9 protein-coding genes are annotated in these 6685 nt (G+C 65.7%); 6 read left to right on the forward strand and 3 right to left on the reverse strand.

The genetic code is table 11. From position 1 onward, the window contains the following. Positions 1–124: 124 nt before the first annotated feature. Positions 125–721 (reverse strand): type II secretion system protein GspJ, encoded by a 597-nt coding sequence (locus HX786_RS08650; RefSeq protein WP_178911946.1) that lies wholly within the window; start codon positions 719–721, stop codon positions 125–127. Continuing rightward, complete coding sequence (gene gspH / locus HX786_RS08655) at positions 714–1166, reverse strand: type II secretion system minor pseudopilin GspH (protein ID WP_102368734.1); 453 nt, start codon at positions 1164–1166, stop codon at positions 714–716. The genes HX786_RS08650 and gspH overlap by 8 nt, the downstream gene beginning before the upstream one ends. Positions 1167–1251: 85 nt before the next feature. Between gspH and HX786_RS08660 the strand changes: the two genes are divergently transcribed. Beyond that, entirely contained in the window at positions 1252–1683 is a 432-nt protein-coding gene (locus tag HX786_RS08660; RefSeq protein WP_087695374.1) for a type II secretion system protein N, read from the forward strand. Here the strand turns inward: HX786_RS08660 and gspI are convergent. Continuing rightward, entirely contained in the window at positions 1670–2068 is a 399-nt protein-coding gene (gene gspI / locus HX786_RS08665; protein ID WP_008431408.1) for a type II secretion system minor pseudopilin GspI, read from the reverse strand. The two genes, HX786_RS08660 and gspI, sit on opposite strands and share 14 nt — an antisense overlap. Positions 2069–2216: 148 nt before the next feature. Between gspI and gspG the strand changes: the two genes are divergently transcribed. From gspG to gspD, 5 genes are all read left to right on the forward strand, one after another. After that, positions 2217–2654 (forward strand): type II secretion system major pseudopilin GspG, encoded by a 438-nt coding sequence (gene gspG, locus HX786_RS08670; RefSeq protein ID WP_003218660.1) that lies wholly within the window; start codon positions 2217–2219, stop codon positions 2652–2654. A gap of 8 nt (positions 2655–2662) precedes the next feature. Next, complete coding sequence (gene gspK, locus HX786_RS08675; protein WP_177010048.1) at positions 2663–3610, forward strand: type II secretion system minor pseudopilin GspK; 948 nt, start codon at positions 2663–2665, stop codon at positions 3608–3610. Further along, positions 3607–4719, forward strand: coding sequence for a type II secretion system protein GspL (gspL, locus tag HX786_RS08680; RefSeq protein ID WP_178911947.1), 1113 nt, complete (start codon positions 3607–3609; stop codon positions 4717–4719). Before gspK ends, gspL begins: the two co-directional genes overlap by 4 nt. Beyond that, positions 4712–5236 carry a type II secretion system protein GspM gene (gspM, locus tag HX786_RS08685; protein ID WP_003218654.1) on the forward strand — a complete coding sequence of 175 codons (525 nt, stop codon included), beginning with the start codon at positions 4712–4714 and terminating at the stop codon, positions 5234–5236. Before gspL ends, gspM begins: the two co-directional genes overlap by 8 nt. Then, on the forward strand, positions 5233–6685 hold a 1453-nt coding region (gene gspD / locus HX786_RS08690), incomplete at its 3' end, for a type II secretion system secretin GspD (RefSeq protein ID WP_178911948.1). The genes gspM and gspD, both read left to right, overlap by 4 nt.

Here is a 6685-nt window from a genome sequence, read left to right on the forward strand (position 1 = left end):
GAGTGGTGGGGCAAGAGCGTTTTGCTTACTTTTGACTGTGCCGGCATTCCGGCTTTTCGAAAGTGAGCGGAACCCATATCAGCCATAACAAAAATAACGGATATGTACACCACCCCAAAAAGCCCTACCGCAAGGGCCCCAAAACCTGCCGATACCGCTCCACCCCCTGGCCCGTCTCCCGCACCAGAACCACCTCGATCCCCAGCGGTTCATCCTGCCGATTCCCACTCAACTGCCGCCACCCCTTGTCCCAAACCCGCACCTGCAAATCCCTGACCTGCCCAAGCACCGCCACCGCATCCCTGGGCGCCGGCAGCGGATACCGATCCCGCGCCGGTGCAGCTGCCCGGTACAGCGTGTCGCCCTTGAGCCACCACCGCACCCGCTGCAACCCATCCCCAGGAATCGGCGCACTCCGGATCACCTCCAGCCGAAACCCCTTGCTGTCCGAACTCCTCACCGACACCGCCGCCAACCCGCCAGGCTTCGGCGCGTCTTCGCCAATCGGCGGCCCCAACTCAACCCCCGCGCGCAAGCTCACATCCAGCTGCATCTGGTTCAGCGCCCGCAACAACACCTCAGTCTGCTCACTGCTGGCCTGCAAATGCTGATCAGCCCGGGTCACACTGTCCAACCCGCGCCAGGCAATCACACTGACCACCGCCATCAACATGATCGCCACCATCACCTCGATCAGCGTAAAACCCTTCTGGTCACTCATGACTCACCACCCGCAACAACCCCGCCGCATCCCGTTGCAGGCTCAGGCTGTATTGCCCATCCGACAGCACCACCCGCATGGGCGGGTTCACCCATTCAGCATCCAGCACCAATGTTTTCCCGGGCTCGATGCGCACCTGCATCGACGCACTGTCCCAGGCCCGCGGACGCAGTTGCTGATCGCCGCTGAAGTTCTCCACTCCCAGCCCATCATCGGTCACGCGGCTGAAGCGAAATCCCTTGGCATCGGCTTTCCAGGTAATCGCCCGGCCATCGGCACGCGCCTCGGCCTGGGCCACCTGCAGCAATTGGCTCAAGCGTTCCGCGTCCTTGCGCAGCAGGTGCAGCGGATCAGGCTTGATGCTCAGGCTGATGGCCGCACTGGCGATGCCGATGATCACCAGCACCACCATCAACTCGATCAACGTGAAGCCCTGCTGTTTCATTTTTTGCTCCCTGATCAACCGCTGAAATAAAAAGGTGTGAATTGCCCTGTAGCCTGAGGCGACGGACAAACAGGAGGTCCCGCCCATGGCATTCATCCATCGTTTTTCACCCGCCCATGGCGTCCAGGCCGTGGCGTTGCTGGCGGCGCTGGCAGGGGTTGCGACCTGGACGCCACTGTTGCTCACGTCGGCCGAGTCCCACACCCCGCAGGCCGCGCCCCAGGCGTTGGCGGCCCGCAGCGACAACCCCGCCGTGCAATGGTTTTCCAATACCCCGGCGGTGATGCAGATCAAGGTCTCCGGGGTGCTTGCCGGGGCGCGTGGGGCGGTGGCGATCCTCAGTCTCAACGACGGCCCGCCCCGCAGCTTTTTGTTGGGTGAACGCCTGAGCCCCGGCGTGCGGCTGACGGCCATTGAAGGCGATAGCGTGGAGATCGAGCGCGGCGCGGAAAAAATCCGCGTGCCCCTCGACAAGTTGCCCGACGGGCCGACGTTGCCAAGCCTCATTCGGCAGTAACCGGGCGCTTCACCGGCGGGCGCCCCAGCAGTGTCTCCAGGCGTGCCAGGGGGGGCGCTTCCCGGGTGGCGTCCAGCACCTGCACGCTGACCTGGAACAGGCGCCCATCCGGCCCGTTGCTGATGGTCTGTTCGCAACGCAGTTTCAGCCGGCCCTGGTCGCAGTCGAACGTCTTGCGCCCGGTGCTCACCCGACCTTCCAGGCGCAGTTCCGCCATCCGGCCCTGGGCTGCCAGCAGCGCCATCGACTTGTCCCGCAGCAGGCCGTTGCTGGTGGTCATCAGCCCGGCCACGCGTACCGCCGCCGCCATGGCCACGGCGATGATCGCCAGTGCCACCAACACTTCAATCAGGGTGAAACCTTGCTCGTTGCGGGGCCCGCCCATGGCGTACTCAAAACCGGGAAACAGGCCCGCAGACTAGCCCCGGGAGTTGACCGATTGGCGACCAAAGCTCCCGAGGATTTTCAACATGACTGACATGTGTTCTTGCAACACTGCGCCACGAAATGCACTCAAGCCAAGGAATGTCGACATGGATATCGCACACTTCACGTCAGCGCGCAGGCAGCGCGGTTTCACCCTGATCGAGATCATGGTGGTCGTGGTGATCCTGGGGATTCTGGCGGCGCTGGTGGTGCCCAAGGTGCTCGACCGCCCCGACCAGGCGCGGGCCACAGCGGCCCGGCAGGACATTGGCGGACTGATGCAGGCCCTGAAACTCTACCGCCTCGACCACGGCTCGTACCCGAGCATGAACCAGGGCTTGAAGGTGCTGGTGGAACGCCCGGCCGATGCGAAAAACAGCAACTGGCGCGCCTACCTCGAACGCTTGCCCAACGACCCGTGGGGCAACCCGTATCACTACCTCAACCCTGGGGCCAACGGCGAAGTGGATGTGTTCTCCCTCGGCGCCGACGGGAAACCTGATGGTGACGGCGTGAATGCCGATATCGGCTCCTGGCAGCTGTAAGGCCGGCGATGAACAGCCATTCGCCTACAGCGGCGAAGCAGCGCGGCATGGCGATTATCAGTGCCTTGCTGATCGCGGCCGTGGTCGCGGTGCTTGCCGGCGCCATGCTCACCCGGCAAACCGTGTTCACCCGCAGCCTGGAAGCTGAACAACTGCGTATCCAGGGCCAATGGTTGTTGAATGGCGGCCTGGAAACCAGTCGCCAGCTCCTGTGGGACGCGCGCCGCCAGGACGTGTTGACCCGGCTCGATCAACCGTGGGCACGGCCCCTCGGCGGTGCTTTCGAGGGGCGGATTGAGGATGAGCAGGGCAAGTTCAACCTGCGCAATCTGGTGACCCAACAACACCTGGACGCCGGGCAATTGCAGAGCTTCGAACGCCTGTGCCAGTTGATCGGCATCGAGCCGGCCGTGAGCCGCCGCATCAGCCGGCGGGTGATCGACTCATACGACCAGCGCGAGCTCGGCGCCTCGCTTACCGGCGGTTTCAACAGCAGCCGGGATACCTCGCCCGGTGCCGCCGCGCCATTGATCCCGGCCAAGTACCCGATGTTGCGCAGCCTCACCGACCTCAGCGGTATCGAAGGCCTCGACCCGCGCCAACTGCGGCGCATGGCGAGCTATGTCAGCGTGCTGCCCGGCAATACCTGGGTCAACGGCAATACCGCCAGCGCCGAGGTACTCAGCAGCGTGGTGCCGGGGCTCAGCCTGTCCCAGGCCCAGGCACTGGTGGCCGAGCGCGACGGCGGGCGCTGGTTTGTCAATCGCGGGGATTTCGTCAACCGGTTGCGCATGCCACAAGTCGCGGTGGACACGGTGCAGGTGGGGATCACCAGCGAGTGGTTTCGCGTGCACGGCCAGGCGCGCCGCGAGCAGCGTCGGGTCACGCTGGAGGCGTTGCTGTATCGCCCCGAAGACCGTCAGCCTCAGGTGATCTGGTCGCGGGTGGGCGTATGAAGCGTTTGCGCATCGGCTTGCCGCCGCTGGATGAACTCACCACCGAGAGCCAGGTGCAATTCGCCTGGCTGGACCGCGCCGGGCAGGTCAGCCAGCAGGGCGAGGGCCGCCTGGCGCAATGGGCGAATACCCAGGCGGAGTGTTTTCTGCATCCACGGGACAGCTTGCTGACCAGCCTGGAGCTGCCGCAATTGCCCTCCGCCAAGGTCGACGATGCAGTGACCTGTGCGGCCCAGGCATTGATCCTCGGCCCGCTGGAATTGATGCATGTGGCCCACGGTCCACGGGACAGCAGCGGCCTGGTGCAGGTCGGCTGGTTGCCCAAAAGCAGCCTTGAGCACCTGGGCCGGATAACGACCCAGCTGCAAATCAAAGTGCGCGGGCTGTACCCGGCGCCGTATGCGTTGCCAGTCAGCGGGCAACCGAGCGCGGCATTCAGCGACGGGCATTTGCTGCTGCGCCTCAGTGTCCAGCAGGGTGCGGTGCATCCGTTGGGACAGCCCGCGCTGGATGATCTGCTCGCCACCGGTGTCGATGTGCTCCATGTGGCCGACGATGCCCGTTGGAGCGGTACCGCGCCGGGCTGGGGTTTGCACGGTCGGCTCCAGCAGGCGGCCACCGGTGGCTGGGGCAGGGCGGCGGCCTGCACGGCGCTGGCGGTCGCCATCTGGGCCCTGGGCCTGAACCTCTACGCCGCCCGCCAGGTCGACGAAGGCCAACGCCTCAAGGCGCAGATGAGCCAGCAAGTACGCCAGGCCTTCCCCGAACTGCCGGTGATTCTCAACCCGCTGCAACAAGCCCGTCAGCAACTGGCCGCACGCCAGAGCGGCGCGGCGGCCGAACCTGGGCAGCGCTTTACCGGCTTGCTGGCGCTGGCGGGCAGCAGCCTGCCGTCCATGGCGGGCAGCGTCGAGAGCTTGAGCTACGAGCAAGGCCGCCTGCAGCTGAGCCTGCTGCCCGACGCCCGGACCCCGGCGCTGGCCGCTGACGCGCAGGCGCTGCTGGCCCAGGCCGGGTTCAGCGCCCGTCGCGACGACCAGGGCTGGACAGTCGGCCCGCTTACCGAGCGCGTTGAAGCCGATGCAGACGATGAGGCCGAAGATGAATAAGCGTTGGCAGCTTCTGCGCAGCCAGGCCCAAGTGTTCTGGAACGGCCTGGCCATGCGTGAAAAACGTCTGTTGGTGGGTGCCGGCCTGGTGCTGGCGGGCCTGCTGACCTGGTTGCTGTTGATCCAGCCACCGCTGAAGAAAATCGACTACTGGCAAGCCGAAACCCCGAAACTGCGCAGCCAGGCCGAGGCCTTGCAGGTGCTGCTGCAAGGCGTCGCCCCAGCCCCGCGCAGCAGTGACCTGGAAACCGCCTTGCACCAGTCCCTCGACAACGCCGGGTTGCAGGGCCGCTATCAATTGCAGCCGCAGGACACCGGCAGCTGGCGCCTGACCTTCGACGACGCCCCGGCGGACGCGGTGATCGACTGGCTGCTGGCCAACCCCCGGCCGTTCTCCCTGGAAGTCTCTGCGGCCCGCCTGCAACGCGCAGGCGAGGCCACCCCTTCAAACTCGGCCGGCACCTTGTCCGGGACCGTTCGCATGGATCAGGCGCCTGGCGCTAAGGAAGCTTCATGAAGTGGTCATTGCCCAACGCTGCGCCTTATCGCAAGGTCGCCCCTTTGCTCTTGTTGGCGCTGGGAGCGTGCAGCAACCCCCAATCCTCCGCGCCGTTGCTGGTGGACAGCGAGCTCGGCCAACCCCTGGCCGACACCCGGCGCAGCGGCGACACACCACTGGACCGCCAGCGCGAAACCGTGCCGCCACCCCGGGTGCAACACCCGGTGACCAACAGCGCCCGCAGCCATGGCGCCGCACCGGCCAGGGCGCGCAACCCGCTGGGTGATCAACCGGTACAACTGAACTTCGTCGACGCCGATATCCAGGCGGTGGTGCGCGCCTTGTCCCGCGCCACCGGCCAGCAATTCCTGGTGGACCCGCGTGTCAAAGGCAACCTCACGTTGGTCAGCGAAGGCCAGGTACCGGCGCACCAGGCCTACGACATGCTGCTGGCGGCGCTGCGTATGCAGGGCTTCAGCGTGGTCGACGTAGGCGGCGTGGCCCAGGTGGTGCCTGAGGCGGACGCCAAGCTGCTGGGCGGGCCGATCTACAGCGGCGCCAACCCTGGCGGGCAGGGCATGCAGACCCGCACCTTCCGCCTGCAATACGAAAACGCGGTGAACCTGATCCCGGTACTGCGCCCGATCGTGTCGCCGAACAACCCGATCAACGCCTACCCCGGCAACAACAGCATCGTGATCACCGACTACGCGGAAAACCTGGCGCGGGTGGCACAGATCATCGACGGCATCGACACCCCGAGCGCCATCGACACCGACGTGGTGAAGGTGCAGAACGGCATCGCCGTGGACATCGCCGCCATGGTCTCGGAACTCCTCGAAACCCAGGGCGCCGACCAGACCCAGAAGATCAACGTGATCGGCGACCCGCGCTCCAACTCCATCATCATCCGCGCCGGCAGCCCGGAGCGCACGGAACTGGCGCGCAACCTGATCTACAAGCTCGACAACGCCCAGAGCAACCCGAGCAATATGCACGTGGTGTACCTGCGCAACGCCCAGGCCGGCAAGTTGGCGCAGTCGCTACGGGGCTTGCTCACTGGTGAGAGCGACACCGGTACCAGTGATAATGCCCGTGGCAAGTTGAGCAGCATGGGCGGCAACACCCAGGGTGGCCAGGGCAGTACCCAGAACAGCAGCGGCACTCCCACCGGCAGCGGCACTGTCCAGCCCAGTGGTTACGGGCAGGACACCAGCAGCATCGGAGCCTCTTCCCCTACCGACCAGAACACCGCGTTCAGCGCCGGTGGCGTGACGATCCAGGCGGACGCCACCACCAACACCTTGCTGATCTCGGCGCCGGACCCGCTGTATCGCAACCTGCGGGAGGTGATCGACATGCTCGACCAGCGTCGCGCCCAGGTGGTGATCGAGAGTTTGATCGTCGAAGTGGGCGAGGACGATGCCAGCGAGTTCGGGGTGCAGTGGCAGGCGGGGAACCTGGGCG

Source organism: Pseudomonas sp. 21615526 (genome assembly GCF_013386245.1).
Classification (GTDB): Bacteria; Pseudomonadota; Gammaproteobacteria; order Pseudomonadales; family Pseudomonadaceae; genus Aquipseudomonas.

What these genes read in the sequence shown, in the direction of transcription:
- HX786_RS08660 (WP_087695374.1), top strand. Translation starts at nt 1,252, where the DNA reads ATGGCATTCATCCATCGTTTTTCACCCGCCCATGGCGTCCAGGCCGTG.
- gspI (WP_008431408.1), bottom strand. Translation starts at nt 2,068, where the DNA reads ATGGGCGGGCCCCGCAACGAGCAAGGTTTCACCCTGATTGAAGTGTTG.
- gspG (WP_003218660.1), top strand. Translation starts at nt 2,217, where the DNA reads ATGGATATCGCACACTTCACGTCAGCGCGCAGGCAGCGCGGTTTCACC.
- gspL (WP_178911947.1), top strand. Translation starts at nt 3,607, where the DNA reads ATGAAGCGTTTGCGCATCGGCTTGCCGCCGCTGGATGAACTCACCACC.
- gspM (WP_003218654.1), top strand. Translation starts at nt 4,712, where the DNA reads ATGAATAAGCGTTGGCAGCTTCTGCGCAGCCAGGCCCAAGTGTTCTGG.
- gspK (WP_177010048.1), top strand. Translation starts at nt 2,663, where the DNA reads ATGAACAGCCATTCGCCTACAGCGGCGAAGCAGCGCGGCATGGCGATT.
- gspH (WP_102368734.1), bottom strand. Translation starts at nt 1,166, where the DNA reads ATGAAACAGCAGGGCTTCACGTTGATCGAGTTGATGGTGGTGCTGGTG.
- HX786_RS08650 (WP_178911946.1), bottom strand. Translation starts at nt 721, where the DNA reads ATGAGTGACCAGAAGGGTTTTACGCTGATCGAGGTGATGGTGGCGATC.